The 18908-nt window shown below is 64.1% G+C and carries 13 protein-coding genes; 6 read left to right on the top strand and 7 right to left on the bottom strand.

All coding sequences use genetic code 11. The features are described 5' to 3' along the window. Positions 1-2: 2 nt before the first annotated feature. Positions 3-2078, bottom strand: coding sequence for a hypothetical protein (locus BV071_RS13240; RefSeq protein WP_035607805.1), 2076 nt, complete (start codon positions 2076-2078; stop codon positions 3-5). A 67-nt stretch (positions 2079-2145) separates the two neighbouring features. After that, the gene (locus tag BV071_RS35375; RefSeq protein WP_035607809.1) at positions 2146-2619 is read right to left on the bottom strand and encodes a hypothetical protein; all 474 of its coding nucleotides are present in this window, start codon (positions 2617-2619) and stop codon (positions 2146-2148) included. Positions 2620-2664: 45 nt separating this feature from the next. Here BV071_RS35375 and BV071_RS13250 point away from each other — a divergent pair, with 45 nt between their 5' ends. Beyond that, the gene (locus BV071_RS13250; RefSeq protein WP_035607812.1) at positions 2665-5175 is read left to right on the top strand and encodes a pitrilysin family protein; all 2511 of its coding nucleotides are present in this window, start codon (positions 2665-2667) and stop codon (positions 5173-5175) included. 294 nt (positions 5176-5469) lie between these two features. Beyond that, on the top strand, positions 5470-7161 hold the full coding sequence (locus BV071_RS13255) for a hypothetical protein (protein ID WP_265594393.1): 1692 nt from the start codon (positions 5470-5472) through the stop codon (positions 7159-7161). A gap of 53 nt (positions 7162-7214) precedes the next feature. On the opposite strand, the gene BV071_RS13260 is transcribed toward BV071_RS13255, so the two are convergent. From BV071_RS13260 to BV071_RS13275, 4 genes are read right to left on the bottom strand one after another with little or no spacing between them, the layout of a single operon-like run. Continuing rightward, the gene (locus BV071_RS13260) at positions 7215-8462 is read right to left on the bottom strand and encodes a Wadjet anti-phage system protein JetD domain-containing protein (protein WP_035607821.1); all 1248 of its coding nucleotides are present in this window, start codon (positions 8460-8462) and stop codon (positions 7215-7217) included. Next, positions 8459-11779, bottom strand: a complete 3321-nt coding sequence (locus tag BV071_RS13265) for an SbcC/MukB-like Walker B domain-containing protein (protein WP_035607826.1) — start codon at positions 11777-11779, stop codon at positions 8459-8461. Before BV071_RS13265 ends, BV071_RS13260 begins: the two co-directional genes overlap by 4 nt. Before the next feature lie 8 nt (positions 11780-11787). After that, complete coding sequence (locus tag BV071_RS13270) at positions 11788-12420, bottom strand: DUF4194 domain-containing protein (protein WP_035607829.1); 633 nt, start codon at positions 12418-12420, stop codon at positions 11788-11790. A gap of 7 nt (positions 12421-12427) precedes the next feature. After that, a complete protein-coding gene (locus tag BV071_RS13275; RefSeq protein ID WP_035607832.1) occupies positions 12428-13909 on the bottom strand; it encodes a Wadjet anti-phage system protein JetA family protein in 1482 nt (493 codons plus the stop codon). A 204-nt stretch (positions 13910-14113) separates the two neighbouring features. On the opposite strand from BV071_RS13275, the gene BV071_RS13280 reads away from it, so the two are divergent. The 4 genes from BV071_RS13280 to lptB are packed head-to-tail and all read left to right on the top strand — an operon-like array spanning position 14114 to position 17834. After that, positions 14114-14365 carry a DUF1844 domain-containing protein gene (locus BV071_RS13280; protein WP_052573316.1) on the top strand — a complete coding sequence of 84 codons (252 nt, stop codon included), beginning with the start codon at positions 14114-14116 and terminating at the stop codon, positions 14363-14365. A gap of 40 nt (positions 14366-14405) precedes the next feature. Continuing rightward, the gene (kdsA, locus tag BV071_RS13285) at positions 14406-15230 is read left to right on the top strand and encodes a 3-deoxy-8-phosphooctulonate synthase (RefSeq protein WP_035607835.1); all 825 of its coding nucleotides are present in this window, start codon (positions 14406-14408) and stop codon (positions 15228-15230) included. 34 nt (positions 15231-15264) lie between these two features. Beyond that, positions 15265-17073 carry a hypothetical protein gene (locus BV071_RS13290; protein ID WP_035607837.1) on the top strand — a complete coding sequence of 603 codons (1809 nt, stop codon included), beginning with the start codon at positions 15265-15267 and terminating at the stop codon, positions 17071-17073. 2 nt (positions 17074-17075) lie between these two features. Next, positions 17076-17834 carry an LPS export ABC transporter ATP-binding protein gene (gene lptB / locus BV071_RS13295; protein ID WP_035607841.1) on the top strand — a complete coding sequence of 253 codons (759 nt, stop codon included), beginning with the start codon at positions 17076-17078 and terminating at the stop codon, positions 17832-17834. Between the two features lie 148 nt (positions 17835-17982). Here lptB and BV071_RS13300 read toward each other — a convergent pair whose 3' ends face one another. Continuing rightward, a complete protein-coding gene (locus BV071_RS13300) occupies positions 17983-18846 on the bottom strand; it encodes an RNA polymerase sigma factor RpoD/SigA (protein WP_035607844.1) in 864 nt (287 codons plus the stop codon). Positions 18847-18908: the final 62 nt, after the last annotated feature.

The raw sequence follows: 18908 nt of genomic DNA on the forward strand, positions 1-18908 counted from the left end.
CTTCATTGCAGCCTCCTTCCGTAAACGTGGATCGCGGCAAGGTGGAAGACCTCCTTGCGGGAGTCATCGCGCTCAACCTTCACCCAGCCCGCCCGCGGGACCTTGCCCTCCAGCGGGATCCGCCACGGCCCGCCGGGCTTCTCGCTGCGGAAGACTTCCTGCCAGCTCTGCCCGTCTTCCGAGACCGAAACTTTGATCGGCACGATCCGGCTCGCGTTATAGCCGGTCGAGCTGTCTGCCACCACGATCCCGGACAGCTCGCCCAGTTTCGCAAGCTTCACGACGACGTTCGGGTGGACCTCCGAATCCGTGTGGAGGCGGCCACCCTTCTCCTCAAGCACCGCGGCGTGGCTCTCAGGCGAATCCCAGTTCGAGGTGGTGGACAGGCGGATCAGGCCGCCAGCGGAAAGCAGTTCGCCCGGGAAGGGCTCCAGCGGCGGCAGCTTCGCCCCCTCGCTGGTCGTGACCACCTTGGCGAGTGCTTGGAACGCATCGATGTTCCCGGTCGCCGCGGCAGCCAGAATCGCCGGGCGCAGCGCTTTGCGGGTAGCATCGCCCGCGACGCCGCCGGTGCCCGTCGAGAGGCCACGGCCGAGAGCCTCGAACCAGCGGGTATCCCCTCCCTTGCCAAAGCGTTCACTGCCCCAAGCGACGACTGGCGCGAGCCAGCTCTCCGACTTCGCCTGGAGGATCACCACCTGCTCGAAGAACTCTAACTCCTGTGCCGGCTTGCCCAAAAGTTTCACCTGCTCATCAAGCGCCTTCGGCAGGTCCCACATCACCGGCCCATTCTGGCTGGCGATGGCATTGTGGAAGGACAGCAGGAAGGGAATCCGCTCCTCCTGCGGGACGTCCTTCATCAGCGCGGCCTGGATGATCTGGGCCACGTCCCAAGCGGCTTCCGGATAGGGTGCCAGTGCTGCCAGCGCCTCATCGTAAACCTTCTTCCATTGCAGCGGCTCCAGCTTGCGGGAGTCGCGCAACCAAGTGACGTATTCCAGCCACGTCGGCTGGGCCAAGGGCTGGGCCGCAATCGCCCGTTGGTAGGCCTTTTCGGCCAGCTCCGGGTTCTTCGTCTTCAGCGCCCGGGCCTCCCAGAGATAGAGTGCGTTGCGGTCCGCCGCATACTTCTCGTCGAGCACCTTCTCCTGCAGCACGAGTTGGGTCCAGGTGCGGCCCCAAAGCGAAGTGTGCAGGCCCCGCTCCCAGGAAAGCGAATAAGCGGGCGTCCACTCCCCACGCTTGGTGCGCACCGCATAAGCACAATGCCCGGGCTCGCCCATGGTGATCGCCGGGATGCCGTTCGCGCGCGCGGCGGTCGCACCGTAGTGCGAGAGCGAACCGCAGACGCCGCCCACTTCCCGGACCCGCTCCGCGTGGATCATCTTCTCAAAGGGGGCGTAGTACTTCGCCCCGTGGATCGAGTCGCCGAAGACGTTCTCCAAGCGGTAGGGCGCCTGCCAGCAGGCCCCCGTGTAATCCTTGATCGGCAGCTTCACATGATCGCGCAGCCAGACCAGCGATTGCTCGCCCCAGCCCTCGTTCCCGGCCCAACCGCCATTGCCGCCGGCGGAAACAACGTAGCGCTTCTCCCAAGTCTCCAGAGTATCGAAAACCGGGTGCAACTTGCCGGCCTTCCGCGAGTCCCGGAAGTAGAGATAGCGGGCCGCCGCCTGGTCCTCCGGCCAATCCTTCTTCGCATACATCAGCGCCACTGCCGCGGCGGTGGTCAGCTCGTTGCGGTTCGCGAAGTCGCCCCGGTAGTCCTTCCACAGCGCTTCCGCGATGCGGACCATCTTGCCCGCATCCTCGGGTAGCGGACCGGAAAACATCAGCTCCTCCAGCAGCTTGCCCTGCAAATCGCGGAAGAAGGTTGCACGTGGCCCGTTGGTCAAATTCTTCCACTCGCGCTCGCCCAAGGCCCGCTCCAGCTCGGTCAGCGCCCATTGGCGGCGGGTCGCCACGTCCTCGGCGCGGATTTCCAGCCCGGCCTCATTCTCCGGCAAGGAGATCGCCGCCCGCAAGACCGGGGACAGCAATAAAGGCAGCAGTAAGAGGGGAGCGTGACGCGCGCGCATGATGCTAAAACGCATCAATGCTCGCTTTTGTTTCGGTTTCCAGCCCTAAAAAGACGCAATCAGGGCCTCAAAACTTCGTTCCACTGCTGGCAGGCTCCGGAGCAGGGGCACTCTGGGAGATGATTCGGAGAGCGTCATCCATCAGCCGATGGGACAGCGCCTGCAGCTCGTCGTGCTCGGACACCACACCGCTGAAGCCAACCCGCATGACCTCGGTGTCGATATTCTCAATCCGGTTGCTGTCGGCCTTGAGGATCACCCGCTTGCGGAGTTCGGTCACCGCCGCGGACTCGGAGGGCAGCTTCCACTTGGTGACGATGCCGCAGTCGCGGACCACGCCGGTGAGGATTTCATCGGTCAGCAGCTTCGCGCGCATGTCCTCCACACTCGCCTTGCGCTGCTCCTCGGTAGACTCCGCGCGGAAGGGCAGCGGGATGTAGCTGAAGTCCGGGTGCTGCTGCTTGATCTTCCAGACCGCGTAGAGCCCACCTCCTCCGAGCAGGAAAAGAACCAAGGCCCCTACGACGATCCACCGTTGCATGTCCCCGGTGTATCCTCCATTTCTGTCCCTCCAAGCCGGAAATTCATGGATTACCCCGCCACTGCCGCCACCCAGGAAAGCTTGCCAAATGGTCTGACCCTGATCCTCGATCCCGATCCGGCGGTGCCGGTGATCAGCGCCCAGCTCTGGGTGGAATCCGGCAGCCTGCACGAGGGGGCCCTGTTAGGATCTGGTCTATCCCATTTCCTGGAGCACATGGTGTTCAAAGGCGGCGGCCGTTTCGGCGCCGATGAGCTCGCCACCGCCGTCCAAGGTGCCGGCGGCCACTGGAATGCCTACACCACATTCGACCGCACCGTTTACTACATCGACGGCCCGGCCACCGGCCTGGAGACCTTCCTGGAAGTGCTGGCTGCTATGATTTTCGCCCCCGCTCTCCCGGAAGACGAATTCGCCAAGGAGAAGGACGTGATCCGCCGCGAAATCGACATGGGCCTCGATGATCCGGACGACGTGGCTAGCCGCCTGATGTTCTCCACCGCCTTTTCCGCCGATCCGCGGCGTCACCCGGTGATCGGCCACCGCGGGCTCTTCGATGCGATCCGCTACGAGGACCTGACCGGCTACCATCGCGCCCGCTACACGCCGGACCGCTGCTGCCTGTGCTTGGCCGGTGATTTCGATGCGGACGCAGTGCGGGAATCGATCGAGAAGCACTTCGGCAGCTTCACCCGCGGCAGCGGGGCTGAGCCGGTGGTGCCACAGGATGGCGTGCAGCTCGGACCACGCCGTGGCCGTGCCAGCTTCGCGGTGCCTGCCAGCCGGATCAGCATGGGATGGAAGATTCCGCCGCTCGGGCATCCGGACGTGCCGGCCTACGATCTCGCCGCAGCAATCCTCGGGCGTGGGCGCTCGGCGCGGCTCTACCGCCACCTGCGCGAGGAGCGCGAGCTGGCACTGGAGATTTCCGCGTGGTCCTGGAGCTCCGCTGGGCGCGACGGCTTGTTCGCGATCTCGGCAGAGGTGGAACCCGGGAAACGCGACGAGTTGATCGTGGCAATTCTGGAAGAACTCGCTGCCTTTCCCGGCACCGCCCTGGATGACGACATCGCCAAGGCCCGCCGCCAGATCGCGGCCAGCCAATTCAAGACCCTGACCAGCGTCTCCGGCCGCGCGACCGATCTAGCATCGAACTGGCACGAGGCACGCGATCTCGATTTCACGCGCCGCTACCTGGCGGCGCTGAATGCCACGACGGCTGCCGATGTCCGCCGCGCGATGGCGAAGCTGACGGAGGATCTGATGACCATCACGATCCTCGATCCGGAAGAAGCCCCGACACCCGTAAGCCTGAAGCCAGCCCCGCGCCTGCGCCCGGAGCCGGAATGCATCACGCTGCCGAACGGCGCGGTGATCGCGTTGCTACCGGACCACCGGGTGCCGATCTTCACCGCGCAGGTGGCGGTGCGCGCCGGTCTGGTTTCCGAGATTCCGGAGAACGCCGGACTCAACACGCTCCTCGCCTCGACCCTTCCGCAGGGCACGCTGCACCGCAGCGCCTCTGAGCTGGCAGGTCTGCTAGAGTCCCACGGGGCGACGCTCGGTGCTGCCTCCGGCAACAATGCGATGCTGGCCCAGCTCTCCGGCTTGGCTCCGGATCTCTCCGCGATGCTGCCACTGCTGGCGGAGGTGCTCACGGAACCAGCGCTGCACGGCGACTCGATCGAGCGCGAGAAGGCGAGCCAGATGGCCTCGCTGCGGGAGTCGCTAGAAGATCCGCTTTCGACCGCATTCCGCCTGGCGCGGCAGCATCTCTTCAATGGCGTCGGCTATGGCCTGTCCTCGCTCGGCACGGAAGAATCCCTGACCAAGCTCGATCGCTTCGCGCTGTCCGCCCACCACTCGCGGCACTTCCAAGGCAGCAATCTGGTGCTGGCACTGGCCGGCGACTTCGATCCGGACCACGCCCGGGCGCTGCTGAGCGAGGGCATCGGCCGCTTGCCCGAAGGCACGCCTTGGCAAGCGCCGGCGGCGAGTGTCAGCAGTGATTTCGAGATCGAGGCCTTCCTGCCGAAGAAACAAGCGGTGCTCGCTTTGGCCTATCCGGGCTGCTCGGCCTTGGCCCCGGAACGTTTCGCGCTGCGGATGCTCCAGGAATGGTGCTCGGACATGGCGGGACCGCTCTTCATTCGGATCCGCGAGGAACTCGGCCTCGCCTATCAGGTGGGCGCGACGCAGTTCCACGGCCACGATGCCGGCTTCTTTGGCTTCTACCTCGCGACCGATCCCGCGCAGGTGGATCTGGCCCAGCGCGAACTCAATGCCGAGATCACGAAACTCGCCGAGGAAGGGATTCCGGAGGAAGCCTTCGAGCGGGTGCGGGCGACTGTGCTCTCGAGCCTGGCCATCGGCATGCAATCGCCAGGAGCCATCGCCCGCCTCGCGGCGGTGGACGTGCTCTTCGGCCTTGGGGTCACGCATCACCGTGAACTGGCCGGGATCTTCAAGGCGATCACGCCGGACGAGGTGAAGGCCACGGCCGGGAAGCTGCTCGCGGTGAAGCCGGTGACGGCACGGGTGATGCCGCGGGAGTGATCGCCGCAGGAAGGCAATCGTCCGCCCGGCATCACCTTAGCTCTCTGTGAAGAGACCTAGGGCGCGAAGGATCAATCGATTGCGGGTGCTCTGGAGGCATTTCCCGCCCTACTTTGGCAGCTACTGACGGAAAAAATTCCGTACTTTCGCGTCGTCATAAGACCATCTCCGCCAATTAGTTAATTGAAATTAACTATCAAGTGGGACTTTGACAGCGCCTGACAATTAGCGTTAGATTGCGATCCCCGTTGCCTTGGAAAAGGCGGCGTCCCACACGCACACAAACACCCATACATGAAGTCGCTATCCCTTACATCCACCCGGCGAAGTCTGCTCGCCTTGGCGGGCGTGGCCGTTCTGGCCGCCCCGGTCCATGCCGCAGCGCTCCGCTACACCGTCCCGGCCGCAGCCGGAAATGCCGCGCTCGGCTCCTCGCTCGCCAGCGTCGGCGACTGGAATGCCGATGGCATTGCTGATCTGGCCATCGGCGATCCCGGATTCTCCGGCGGTGCCGGGCAAGTCCTCGTCGTGAGCGGCGATGACGGCAGCACGCTCTACACGCTTGCTGCCCCTGCCGGGAGCCAAGCCTTCGGCAGCGCGCTGGCGGTGCTGGATGCCAATGGCGATGGCACCGCGGATCTGGCGGTAGGAGCCAGCGGTGGATCCGGAGCGGTCAGCCTTTTCTCAGGTGCCGATGGCTCGTTGCTGCGGACCATCACGGCGGCCTCGCCGGGAGCCGGCTCGCTGTTTGGCGCGGCCTTGGCCAATGCCGGTGACCAGAATGCCGATGGAAAGCAGGATCTCTTCGTCGGGGCACCGGGTGCCGCCGCCTTGAATGGCAGCGTGCTGGTGATCTCCGGCTCTGATGGCGCACTGATCTGCACGCTCGCTCCGCTGGGGGTGGCCGGAGAATTCGGTGCCGCGGTGGCCAGCGTGGCCGACCTGAGCGGTGACGGCCTGCCGGATCTCGCGGTCGGTTCGCCGGGCGCGACTGCGGGTGCCGGTCTGGTGCAATTGATCCGCAGCTCGGATGCGACGGAGATCGTCGCTTCCGTGGGAGCCACGGCCGGTGCCCGCTTGGGTGCCCAAGTGGGTCTGGTCGATGATCGCAATGGCGACTCGGTGGCGGATCTGGTAGCGGGCTCCGGTTCCGGCGGCTCGGCCTTCGTGCTTTCCGGATCGACCCTGGCAGTGGTCAGCGATCTCTCGCTGGCAGGTGCCGCGACGGGCCAGCCGGTGGTTTCCGGCGGTGCGCTGGATGTGGATTTCAATGGCACGACCGAGCTGCTGATCGGTTACCCGGGCGCTGCTCCGCTGCCGAAGGTGGCGGTGCTGCCAGCTCCCCTAGCTCCCGAGCCGGCGGAATACACCGGTAGCGCGGCTGGCAGTGGCTTCGGCGCTGCCGTGGTGGTGCTGCCGGGTCTGGGCTTTGCGATCGGCGAGCCTGCGGCTGCCGGTGGTGCGGTGCACGTTTACACCGCCGCGGTAGATACCGATGGCGACGGCGTGCCGGACATCGATGACCATTGCCCGAACTCGATCCTGACCCCGACGGTGGTCTTTGGCGACGAGGACACCGGCGTGGAAAACCGCGTGGACGAAGAGGGCTGCTCGATCGCCGACCTTTTCGCCGCGCTTGAGCCGGAAAGCGGTTGGAAGAACCACGGCCAGTTCGTCTCCAGCGTTGTGAAGCTGGTGAAGCGCTTGGAACGTGATGGCACCATCAGCAAGGAAGAGAGCAAGGCGCTGAAGACCGGCGCGGCGCACTCGGACGTCGGCAAGAAGGCGAAGCCGGAAAAGCCAGAGAAACCCGAAAAGCCGGAGAAGCCATCCAAGCCGGGAAAACCTGGCAAACCCGGCAAGCCGGGCAGTGGCAGCGCCGACGATGACAACAGCGGCGATGACTCCGGCAACACCGGTGGCGGCAAGCCGGGCAAACCCGGAAAACCGGGCAAGCCAGGGAAGCCCGACAAGCCGAAGAAGTAAGATCTGATTTCAGAATCACTCAGCCGGTGGGTCCTCGTGGCCCGCTGGCTTTTTTATTCCTGCGCGGAGGGATGACTTCGGTAAAAGGGCCAACGCGGAAGATCGGGACGCCCCAGACTCTCCTGCTCGAAGTCGCCTTTGTCTTTGCTGGCGGAGATCGCTTGCAAGGACACGCGGACATCTTCGAGCCACGGATCTGTTAGCAGGCCAGGGAGGATTGAGCGATCGTAGGCGCTCAGAGGAATTGGCTTCGCACCTTCGCGCCGATGCATGAGGAAGGGCGTGACGGGACGGCCTGCGACCTGCCGGAGCTTTGAGAGGATCAAGAAGCCTGCGGGATCGGTATCGCCGAAGTGGTAGATGGGGAGATCCTCCGGGAGAAGTTCGAGAAGGCGGCGCAAGCCTTGCGTAGGATAGGCGCAGCCGAGAATGAGGGTTTCCTTGTCGACGTTCAGAGATGCGATGCGCGACAGGGTGGTCTCGGTATTCTCGATGGTGAGGATGCGCTTGGCTGGAGTGGTGGCCGAACTAGCGACCAGCAGATCGGTGGTCAGGTGGTAGCTGCCGTGGAGCTCGTCGATGATCTGCGGATCGCGGCCATCGGCGAAATGGAGGATGAGTTCACCCGCGATCTCAACGCGCAGGCGATGCAAGACGATCCCAAGCATGCCGAGAGTCAAATGCCTGTCCAACAAGGAGGAGATGCAGGACTCCACCACCAGGCGGCGGCGTTCCAGTTGCTTGGAGAGAAGCCAAATGGCGACGCTGGCTTCGCGCACGGGGGTGCCTTCGTCCCAAGTTCGTTCGGTGATGCGGAAGGTGAGATCCAAGAGTTCCGTGACGAGCGTGGGACGATTCCAGAAAAAGGGCCGCATGTGGGTGCCGGCTTCGAAAGCAGAGCGGATGCGTGCAGGCCAAGCGGTCCAGAGTTCCGGATACAGGGGATGCTCCTTCGCAGCGGCTTCGGAGATGGCAGCGAAGCATTGGCCGCGCAGGGCCTCGGGAACAGGGGCGTTGAAGAGATCACGCAGCCATGCCTCGGCCTCCAGCGGCACGCAGATGCCTTCGACGAGATGGCTGCGGTAGCGATGACGCTTGAGGGTGATCTTGCCCTCGGCCTCCAGCTTGGAGGCCTCACGTCCGGCGGTGGAAACATCTTCCGCTGAGATCACTCCAGCGTCATCGAGCAACTTCGGCCACGGTCGAGCGAAGGGCCGCGACTTGGCGCCGAGATACTTCCCGCGGGCCGCGTACCACTGCCGGTGCAGTTCGACGAGCCACGCGGGATGCCTGGGCTTCATGAGAGGGCCTCGATGAGCTTCTTGCGGTCAACGCGGACGCACCAGTTGCGGATGCTGGTGACGGTGCCGCTCTGGTCGTCGTAGGCGCGTTCGACCTTGGCCTGCACGACGGTCTGGGCGTGCTGGATCATGGTCGGGAGGCGGTCTTCCGGGAAGGCCATGACGAGTTGCAGACCGAAGTTGCGAGCCAAGGCCAAGCAGGCGTCGATGCGGTCGCCGGAGAGCTTGGAGAAGGCTTCGTCCATAACCACGAGGCCGAGGTTGCGGCGGTGGTCCTTCTTGCCGAGGTCGTAGACGCGCTGGAAGGCGGCGAGCATGGCGACGAAGAAGGGCGCCTGGTTCTCACCCCCGCTCTGCTTCTTGGCGCTCTTGTTGAGCGAGATGGCGGAGCCTTCACCCTTGCCGGCGGGAGTCGCCTGGATGTCCCAGTGATGGTAGTAGCGGTAGTCGAGTGCCTTCTGGTGGCGCGGGTCCTCTGCGTTCTCGATCGCGAACATGAGGGCCTGCTTGGCCTTCTCGATGTCTTCCTTGCCGCCGGCGGCGAAGAGTTCCATCGCGGGATTGAGGCCCTTGTCCACCAGGGTCCAGATCGCGCTGTGGGTGCGGTCGGCACGCATCGAGAGCTGGTAGCGCATGCCGCCGATGACATGGTCCATCGCCTTGTTCAGCTCGCGTTTGGTGCGCTCGGCTTCGTCGAGCTTCTCCTTGAGCACATCGAGCACCTGGTGCTGTAGGCGATCTTCCCACTGCTTCTGGGCATCCTCGGCCTCGACGCGGTAGCGCTCGAGTTCGTGCTCTTCGAGCTCCCTACGACGGGCATCGTAGCGGGTGTTCTCGTCGTCCGCGGCATCGAAGAACTCGGCGGTGTCGGGATGCTTCTCGGCAAGGGCGTTGCGCTCGAGGTCGCGGGTGTCGCGGGCCTTCTCGGCACCGCGGCGCTGCATCTCGGCGAACTCGCGCACAGCATCGATGCGCTGCGGCCATTTCGGGAACTGCTCGCGGGCGGAGTCGATCTGAGCATCGATCTCGGCATCGCGGATGCCGACGAGGCGCTCGCGGCTCAAGCGGCGCTCGTGAAGCGTGTTCTGCTCCTCTTCCTGCGAGATCGCGATGGCGTCCAAAGCTTCGCGCTCCTGCTGCTCGAACTTCGAGAGCGAGCCATTCAAGCGGCCGGTGCGCTCGATCACTCCTTGGAAGGTGCGGTCGAGCACACGGAGCTTCTCCACCGTGGCCTCACGCTCGGGCGTGGCCAGCAGGCGGATGGTTTCATCGAGGCCCTGCGCTTCCTTCTTGAGGCGCGGCAGGTCACGGAGGCCGGAGGTGCCGGGGGGAGGATCCGCTTCGTCGAGCTTCCACTGCTTGCCGCGATGCAGCCAAGTCTTCCAATCATCGCGGCTGCGGTTGAGGCGCGAGAGTTCGGCGCGGACGCCTTCAAGCTCCTCCTCGCGCAGTTCGCGCAGGCGACGCAGGCCTTCCTCGCCGATGGTGAACTCCTTCGAGGGCGTGAGGTGCAGGCGTAGCGGCGGATCCTTCAGCCAGCCATCCTTGGACAGCGCACGCGGATGCTTGTCGAGCTGCTGGACTTTATCCACCGCGGCAAGATCGCCGTAGAGGTGATCGAGATAAGCACGGGCGGCATCGTGCTTGGTATCGAAGAAGGATGCGACCGTGGCGCCTTTCCCCTTGCCCGGCTTCTTGAGTTCCTCCTGGTTTACCAAGGGCTCCTCGATGTGGCCGAGGCGACGCGCTTGATCCCATGCCGCAGTGAAGTCCTCCGCGAGCACCGCCTGGCGATTTGGCCCCATCAGGGCTTCCAACAGCGGCCACCATGGCTCGGCGTCCGGCTTCACTTCTACCACTCGGCCGAGTGCCACCGCCTTCTGACCGCGCGAGCGCAGGGCATCCAAGAGCGGCGAGGCCGTGGTGCTACCCTTGTTCGCCAGATCGTCGAGCTCACGCTTCAGCCGGGACTCGCGGGCTTCCTGGTCCTTGAGCTTCTCCTCTACCGGGCGAAGTTGCTCTTCACCCTCGCCGACGAGGATCTGATAGATCCGGGCCATGCGGCTGGCGGAATCGAGTGCAGGCGCTTCATCCGCGCCTTGCATCTCCTTCAGCCAGCCGGCGGCTTGCTCGGGCTCCTCAAGGCCGAGTTCTTCGGCGTGCTTGAGCCAGTTCTTCCAGTGCTGGGTCTTGTCGTGGAGAAACTGGCGCGCGGTCTTCGCAGCTTCGCGGAGTTGATCGATCTCCTTGCCGACTTCCTCACGGCGGGCACGGCCTTGGGCAAGGTGGGCGATCTGCGAATCGTTGCCCGCGACCAAGCGCACAGCATCGAGCTGCTGCTGCAGGTCGTTGCGCTCGGCGATCGCCGCTTCGTAGTCGGCGCGCTGCTCCTCATTCTGGCGGCGCAGCTGGTCGAGTTTGGTTTGGCGGGCATCCAGCACCTCCTTCTTCTCCTCGTGAACCAAGGCATCGCGAAGGTGGCCGAACAGAGCGGCTTCACGCGAGGCCGCGAGATAAGCGGCATGCTGATCGCAGATGCGCACCAAGCGCTGGTGCTGGTCGTGCATCGTATCGAGGCGATCCTTGGCGCGGCGATGAGCGTCCACGCTGGCACGCACCGCCTTCACGTCCGGCAGGCCCGGCTCTAACAAATAGTCGCGGATGAACTTCTCGAAGCTCTCGACCGGCTGGAAGGCCATCGAGTTCGGCAGGGTCTTGTTCATCTGGACCCGGTCGAAACCGAGGTGGCTGCGCGAGGCCATCTCCTCCAGGTAGGTCGCCTGGCGGTCCCAGACATCGCCCTCCAGATCGCGGCGGACATGGACGCGGAATTCGTCCTCGGAAAGAAAGGCCATCGCATCGTCCAGCAACTGCGGCGCGAGGAAGTCTTCCTGCTGCAAGCGGCCCGGCACGCAGAACCACAGCGTGCGCGGCTTGGCGGTGGGACCTTCGTATTCGATCCGCGCGCCCCAAGTCTCACGCCGCGGCTCGTCTTCACCGGCCGTGGCCGGCCACGAGAACTCAAGAGCCGCCAAGGTCACGCCGCTGGGACGCAGAAAGCGCTCCTGGCCATCCTTGCCCACGGTGTTCGTATCACAAAGGCAGTAGCCGCGCAGGGTGCGACCACTGCCGGCACCGGCCGCGGCCTTGTTGAAACGGCTGAGCGATTCGCCCAGCATCACGAACTGCAAGAGGTCGAGCAGCGCGCTCTTCCCCGAGCCATTCGCGCCGGTGATCAGCGAGAGCCCGGAGACATCAATGAAGTCCCGGTAGCCATACCAGTTGATGGCGATGATGCGACTGAGGTGAACACGCATGATGGGACTCAGGCGGAAGCTTCCGCGGCAGGCTGGGGCTGATAGAGGGCGGTGCGAGCGCTCCAAGCTTCGATCGAGTCGAAGGGAATGGTCCGCGCGAGGCTGGGCAGGATTTCGATCAAGGTCTCACCGATGGGGGCATTCGGATCCGGCCGCGTGGTGCGAACCAGACGATGACGCTTCATGCGGGCGAGCATATTCTCCACGTGGGTCTTCTCCGGCGGCTCGATGTTCTCGAAGGTCGATTTGAAGCGCTGCCAGAGGTCATCCACGGTGATGATCACCGACTGCTCCGCGCGGCTGGTGCGGTGGTCATCCCAAGCGCGCCACAGGACCAGGAGCAGCAGAGTCTCGTCCTTGGTGAACTGCGCGAGCAGCAAGCAGGCCTCCGGTCGCGGGCGAGCCTGAAGGAGATAGAAGTCATCATCGACGATCAGCTCCAAGCCGAGCGGCGCGAGGTAGTCCTTGAGGTGCTCCTGGTAGTGATCGCGGGCCAGCAGGAAGAGATCGCGGCCACTACCATCCGTGCCGAGCAAAGTGCCACGGCCTAACAACTCCGCCAGGATCTCGCGCAACGGGGCGCGGTCGCTATCGGGAACATCCGGCCAGAAGCGCGGCCAAAAGGGATCGGTATCGCTCATACTTGGCTCAGGCTTGGCGGGTCAGGGTGAAGCGTTCGATGGTCCAGTCCCCGGCCTGCTCGTCCATGGGGATGTTCTCGGGATGCAAGCCGTCGACACGGCGCGGGCCATCGGCGGCCCAGCGCAGCACGCGGCCATCCGCCATGGTGGCGTGGTCATAGGCGGCGGTCGCGAGCAGATCGAGCACGTCATCGATGCTCGCGGACTCGATTGTTTCCGTGCCGATGCTGGCGGCCACGCCATCGAGCAGGCGGGCGACGAGACGCGCGGCGCGTTGCGGCGTGAGGGCGAGGCGCTGGCGTTCCTTCAGCGCCTCCAGCGTGTCGTCCTCATCCTCGCGCGGGCCACCATCCACACCGAAGGAAAGATCTGCCGCGGCGCGAACCCGGCGAGTGCGCGCCAGCGATTCGACACCATAGAAGCAGCGCATCTCCGGCACCATCGGAGTAAAGTCCGGCGGCACATCCCGAAAGCCGGAGAGCTTGGTCCCGGCGTGGGCTGCATTAATCGCGTCGCAGTAGGCCTTCACGATCTCCGGACGACGGCCGCGCAGCTCGGTCTGGTAGTTGTAGCGCTGCTGCGACAGGCGGTTGAAGCTCGCCATCCGCGCATCGATCGCATCCGCGACCAGGCGGATCGAAGCGAGGCGGCGCTCGAGATCGCGCAGAGCCCGTTCACCACGCGAATAAGCTTCATCCGGTTGCCAGCCGTAATGAGCAGCAAGGCCTTCAGCGAGACGCTCTTTCACCAGCGGCTGGTCGCGGGCGTCGCCGACCTTGGTGCGGATCGCTTGCAAGCGCGGCAGCAGGCCGTTTCTACGGAGAGCATCGTAGCAGACCATGTGCTGGCCGGAGCCGAATTCCGCATAGAGCAGGCGCAGGGTCTCCGCCGGGGACTCACTGGCGCGCTGGCGTTGATCGAAGACCGAGATCAGCTTCTCCACCCCGTGGAGCTGGATCACCGCGTTCTCCAGACGCGAGTTGAGATCGGTGACTACCGCCCGGAGTTCGTCCGGCTCACGGAAGTATGGATCCAGCACCTCCGGGCGCTCCAAGGTTTCGCAGACGCCTCTAACCGTATCCGCGAAAGTGGTCAGCTCCGCGATTTCGTCCTCGGCGAGTTCGCGAAGGAGCCGCAGCAGGGGCCGAAGGCCGGGCGAGACCAGCGACCAGCGCTCGTGCAGGCCGAGTTGCTGGTCCTCCAGCCAACCGGAATCGCAGAGGCGGTTGAAAAGCTGGCCAGCCTTCTGGCGGGCATCGCGCAGGGACGCGCCTTCGTCTTCTCCGAGCGGGATGTCCGGGTGGGAGGCGAGGGTCTCGCGGACCAGGGCAATAGCGTCTGCATGCGGAATTCGCCCCGCGTCACCCGCCGCATCCGCGATCCGGTCCGCGCAGTCGATATAGATCGCCGCCGAGGGGCGCGACAGCGGCCGGAAGAAGTCCCGGGAAACGGAACCGAGCAGGCGGCGGCTGAGAGGGTCGAGATCCATCGGAAGGGAGCGGGCGGCGACGCTACCGGATCGGGGCCGGGTGCCAAGCTCCGTTGGAAAACAGGCGGCGGTTGCCACGCAAGGATTTGACATCCAAGCAAGCGCGTTTACCGCAGCTCGCCTGCTCCCGGACCACCACCAGAAGGCCCAACCGCACTCTTGGCACTTGGCACCATTCCTCTGGAACTTCAAACTCCTCCCCCCATGCCCGACGCCGACCCGCGATTCAACGAGTTCATCATCCTGCAGGCGCAGAACGCCGGGCTTTTCCTCGGCCAGATCCCCCACCCCGCCACCGGCGAAGCGTCAGTCAACCTGCGCGCCGCCAAGTCCGTGATGGACTCGCTGGAGATGCTGGTGGCCAAAACCGAGGGCAACCTGACCGAGATCGAGGAAAAACTTCTCACGACGGCTCTTGCCAACCTGCGCCCCTTATATGAGAAAGCGGCAGGGTAAACGGTCGTTTGGATTATTTCCGCCTCCTTAAGCTTCAATCATGTCCTTTGAACCCTTCCAAATCGGCAGTGTCCCCGTCGGGGGGCCTGCGCCGTTTTTCATCCTCGGTCCCTGTGCGCTGGAGTCCGAAGCCTTCGCGTGGGAAATGGCCCGCTCGATCGACGAGATCGCGAAGAAAACCGGGATCCACTACATTTTCAAAGCGTCCTACGATAAGGCGAACCGGACCTCGGTAAGCTCTTTCCGCGGCCCGGGCGTCGCCGATGGCTGCCGGATCCTCGGCGAGATCGGCAAGGCGCTGGGCGTGCCGGTGACCACCGACATCCACACCGCGCAGGACGCGGAGATCGCCGCCGAGCACATCGACCTGCTGCAGATCCCGGCCTTCCTGTGCCGCCAGACGGACCTGCTGGAAGCCGCGGCCAAGACCGGCCGGGCGGTGAATGTGAAGAAGGGCCAGTTCCTCGCGCCGTGGGACACGGTGAACATCGCCGACAAGCTGCGCGCCTTCGGCTGCCGGGATTTCCTGCTCACCGAGCGCGGCACCACCTTCGGCTACAACAATCTGGTGGCCGACATGCGTTCGCTCTACTGGATGCGCAAGGAAGGCCTGCCGGTGATCTTCGATGCCACCCACTCGGTGCAACGGCCCGGCGGGCTCGGCGGCACGACCGGTGGTGACGGTGAGCTCGCGCCGGTGCTGGCCCGCGCCGCGATCGCGACCGGGGTGGACGGGGTTTTCCTCGAGACTCACTCGGACCCTGCGAATGCTTTTTCCGATGGACCCAACCAAATCCCCCTCGAATTTCTTGAGGATCTTCTCGTCCGACTGGTGGCCATCCATCACGCCGCCCATGGTGCCTGATTGACCCGAAGTCCTCCCGGAATCACCTCTCACCATGTCCGCACCTCGTCGCCACCGCTGTTTTGCCAACGGTCTCCTGACCCGGAGTCTCATCTGCGCGACCTCGCTGGTGATGGCTGTGGCACAGGCCCAGAATCCGCCGCCCACCGCGAAGGAGGAGGAGGAGCCGGAGGACGACAGCACCGGCGGGCTGCTCTCGGGGAACGACCTCTTCCCTGACAACAGCGTCCTCAAGCACGTAATCCTGCCCACTTACGACGAGAAGCTGCATCTCACCAATACGCTGAGCGCGGAGGAGATGACGATCGTCACCAAGACGAACATCGAGGCCAGGAACCTCAAGATCGACTTCTATGGTGATGACCGCAGCCCACGCGGTTCGATCTCGCTGAAGAAGTCCTTCTTCGACGCGACCAAGAAGCTGCTGACCACCCAGGAGCCAGTGTCCTTCGTCTCGGATGAGATGAACGTGGACGGTAGCAGCATGACCTTCGACACCGAAAGCAACCGCGGTTTTCTTTTCGGCCCGGTGACTGCCGTGTCCAAGAAGGCAACGCACGAGACGACCCAGAATGCCCCCGCTGGCCAGAAGGGCACGGAGGGGAAGGCCGCCGCCGCGACGGATACCGGAAAAGAGTCGGCGGCTCCGGCGCAGGCTCAGGCTGAGGGAGCTTCTCCCGCTCCGATCCTAGTGAAGCCCAAGGTGGATCCCCTCGCTGGACTCACCACTGAAGAGAAAATCGCGGCGATGACCCTGAGTGCGGATCGCCTCCAACAAATCAAGGCCGAGGCCGCAAGCCGGGCACCTCAAATCGAGGCCGCACGCGCTGCGGCCGACAACGTCCTGGCCGAGAGCCGGGACAGATCCGAAGGAGCAAGAATCGACATGAACAGCTTTTTCACAGCCGCAGCGCTGACGATGCTCGCCGTAGATGCAGCCGAGCCACCCACCGACCCGGTACCGCGCCCAGTGATGGAGGCACCAAAAGAGGGCACCCAGAAGACCACGATCACCTCGGACGGCGGGATGTTCATCGACAATACCCAAGGGCTGACGGTCTTCTTGAAGAATGTGAAGGTTGTAAACCCCGAGTTCACCCTGACCGCCCAAAAGGAAGTTCAGGCCTTCATGACGGTCGATCCCGCTTCCGGCAAATCCGAGGCAGAACAGCGGGAGGAATGGAACAAGAAGGTCGCCGAAAAACAAGCTGCGCGGGCCGCCAAGGCGGAAGCAGAAAAGAATGGCACGGCCCCGCCTGACGCCAAGGAAGGCGAACTTCCCGCGCCGCCGGAAGAAGCAGTGAAGCCTATCAAGCCAGAGCTTACTCCCGAGCAGGCGCAGAAGCAGCAGGAGAAGCTGGAAGAGGCGCGGAAGAAGAAGCAAGCCGCGGGAGGAGCGACCGGCGACGTGAAGCGCCTGATCGCCTCTGGCACGGTGCTGATCGACTACCAGCCCAAGCCTGAAGAAGGCGAGGCGAAGAAGGATCCGGTAAAAGCCGCCGCCCACCTCGTGATTTACGATCTCGAGAAGGAGGAGATCCTCCTGCAGGGCGGGTCCCCTTGGGTCATGATCGGCACCAATCTGGCCGCCGTGAACGGCAATGATTCCTACATCCAGGTGACCCTGAAAGACGGCCGGCCGATCTATGCCGTGACCAAGGGCGGCTCGATCAAGGCCGAGCTGGAGCTGGACGACATGAAGGAGAAGGACAAGCCCAAGGAGGGCGACAAAGCCAAGACCGGGGAAAACAAGCCCGCCGCTGGCAACAACAACAAGCCCGCCGCTGGCAACAATGGCCCGAAGCCACCTGCCCACACCGGTGCCAAACCGAATAATCGCTGAAGATGCCTTCCTCCCCGTCTCCCTCGAACGGCCAAGCCCTCCTCACAGCCACCGGACTCCGCAAGTGCTACGCTGGCCGCGCCGTCGTGGATGGCGTGAGTATCGGTGTCTCTCCCGGTGAAATCGTTGGCCTGTTAGGTCCGAACGGCGCAGGCAAGACGACCTCCTTCTACATGATCGCCGGCTTGGTGCCGCCAGATGCCGGCAGCGTTCATTTCAACGGCAATGACATCTCGCGCATGCCGATGCACCGCCGTGCGCGCCTCGGCCTCGGCTACCTGCCGCAGGAAGAATCCGTCTTCCGCAAGCTAACCGCCCTGGAGAATCTGCTGGCCGTGCTGGAGACCCGCCCGGGTCTTTCCAAAAAGGAGCGCATCGCACGGGCCGAGGATTTGTTAGAGCGCTTCAAGATCACGCGGGTGCGGAACTCCGAAGCGATCGCACTGTCCGGTGGTGAAAAGCGCCGCTTGGCCATCGCCCGCGCACTCTGCACCGAGCCGCGCTTGCTGATGCTCGACGAGCCCTTCGCCGGCATCGACCCGATCGCGGTGGAAGACATCAAGGCCATCGTCCGCGAACTGCGCGAACGCGACGGACTGGCGATCCTGATCACCGACCACTCGGTGCGCGAGACGCTCTCGATCGTAGACCGCGCCTTCCTGATTCACGACGGACGCGTGATCCTCGAAGGAGCTTCGGAAGTGCTGGTGAATGATCCCATGGCCCGGAAGCACTACCTTGGCGAAGACTTCAGGATGTAAGTGTGCTCAGGCATCAGGACCTGCGCAAATCAGGCCAAGGCCTAGTCTTCCAGGCAGCTCCTACCAGTGCAAAAAAGAGACCGCCGCGGACATCACTCCGCGACGGTCTCTCCAAACACTGTGTAACTGAAACTGAGATCGTCTTCCTTTAGGTCGCCGGCAGCGCGTCACCCGAGGCGGGCTTCGGCAGCGGCTTATCCTTGCGGCGCAGGGCCTTGCGCATCTTGGTCAGCGCCACGTTCTGGAGCTGGCGGATGCGTTCGCGGGTGACACCGAATTCACGGCCGACTTCTTCCAGCGTCATCGGCGTCTTGCCGGTGAGGCCGAAGCGCTCGTCGATGATCCGGCGCTCGCGCTTGTCGAGCACATCAAGCAGTCCGCCGAGCTCTCCTTGGAGGTTGCGCTCGGACAAGCTTTCCAGCGGATCCTCGGCGCGGTCGTCACCGATGATCTCGCCGTACTCGGTGGCTTCACCTTCGTTGATCGGTGCGTCGAGCGAAGTCGGGCGCTGCGAAGCCTGGCGAAGCATGGCGAGCTTGCGGCGTGGCAAGCCGACTTCCTCGGCCAACTCTTCATCGGTCGGTTCGCGGCCGAGAGCCTCAGCAAGAATCGTCTGGATGCGGCGCATCTTGGCGATCTTGTCCACCATGTGGACGGGCAGGCGGATCGTCTTGCTCTGGTTGGCCAAAGCACGCTTGATCGACTGCTTGATCCACCAGGCGGCGTAGGTCGAAAGCTTGCCACCCTTCTTCGGGTCGAAGCGCTCGACCGCCTTCATCAGGCCGATGTTGCCTTCGGAAATCAGGTCGGAAATAGGAAGGCCGTAGCCGGAGTAGTCCTGCGCAATCTTAACGACGAGACGGAGGTTCGCCTTGATCATGTGGGTGCGAGCATCCTTGTCGCCCTTCTTGATGCGCCGGGCGAGCTTCACTTCCTCTTCAGGAGTTAGCAGGGGAGTCCTTGAGATCTCCCGGAGGTAGACCTTCAAACTGGAGTCGGAGTCGTATGACATGGCAGGGGTCCCGGTGCTCCCGGGTTCTATTGATTTAACGCCGCAGCGCCTCAGTTTATTCC

Source organism: Haloferula sp. BvORR071, assembly GCF_000739615.1.
In the GTDB taxonomy this organism is placed as follows: Bacteria; Verrucomicrobiota; Verrucomicrobiia; order Verrucomicrobiales; family Akkermansiaceae; genus Haloferula.